Annotated in this window: 1 protein-coding gene; it reads left to right on the top strand. The window is 72.7% G+C overall.

Going from position 1 to position 1,038, the window contains the following annotated elements; all coding sequences use genetic code 11:
* Window positions 1-129 precede the first annotated feature (129 nt).
* A partial coding sequence (locus tag HF519_RS30155) for a hypothetical protein (protein ID WP_169416335.1) occupies window positions 130-1,038 on the top strand: 909 nt, incomplete at its 3' end.

Genomic DNA, 1,038 nt, shown 5'->3' with positions numbered 1-1,038 from the left:
GCGTAGCGCCACCGGAACCCGCGCCACGAAGGTGGCCCTGAGAACGTCCGACGTTCTCAGGGCCACCTTCGTCAGGACGGGTTGGGGAAAGCGGCCACGGGGCGGGCGGCGGTTCGCGATCATCAGGTGATGCGACGTGGGCGGTGGGCCGACGCCGGGGTACTGCGAGAGGCCGCGCAGGACGGGGTCATCTCGGCTGCGACGTTGCGCGAGATCGGGGTGCCGGGTGTCACCGTCGCCCGGCGATGTCGCGCCGGCGGTCCGTGGCAACGGCTACTGCCCGGTGTGATCCTGTTGTCCACCGGCACCCCGACCCGTCGCCAGCAGGTACGGGCCGCCCTGCTCTACGGCGGCGACAACGCGATCCTCACCGGCATCGAGGCGTGCCGGCTGCACGGCGTCCGCCGCGGACCGGAGGCCGGGGACGCGGTGCACCTGCTGGTGCCGCATGCCCGACAGCTCCGGGGTGCCGACTTCGTCGTCGTGGAGCGCACCACCCGCCCGCCGCGGCCGCGTGTCCTGTCCGGGCTCCCGGTCGCACCGGCGTCCCGTGCCTGCCTCGACGCAGCACGCCGGCTGCGTTCACCGTCGGACATCACCGAGCTGATCGCCGACACGGTACAGCGCAGGCTGTGCACGGTGGCGCAGCTCAACGCCGAGCTGGCCGCGGGCAGCCAGCGCGGATCGGCCACTCCCCGGCGGGTCCTCGCCGAGGTGTCCGAGGGTGTCCGATCCGCCGCCGAACGGGACGCCAAGAAGCTGCTGGCCCGCTCCGGACTACCCGAGGCCTGGTGGAACGCACGGATCTACGACGCGGACGACCGGCTTCTCGGCATCGCCGACGCCTGGTTCGACGACGTCGCGCTGTGCTGGGAGATCAACTCCTACGCCTACCACCTGTCGCCCGAGGACTACGCGCGGACGACGACACGCGCCGCCGGGCTGACCGCCGCGGGAGCCGTCGTCGTCCCGGTGCTGCCGACGAAGCTGCGCGACGACGGCCGCGCCGCGATCAGCGACCTGAGCAGGGCTTATAAC

Source organism: Pseudonocardia bannensis (genome assembly GCF_012911875.1).
GTDB lineage: Bacteria > Actinomycetota > Actinomycetes > Mycobacteriales > Pseudonocardiaceae > Pseudonocardia > Pseudonocardia bannensis.
Note: the sequence above shows the minus strand (reverse complement) of the source record. Positions and strands in the feature narration are given on the sequence as shown.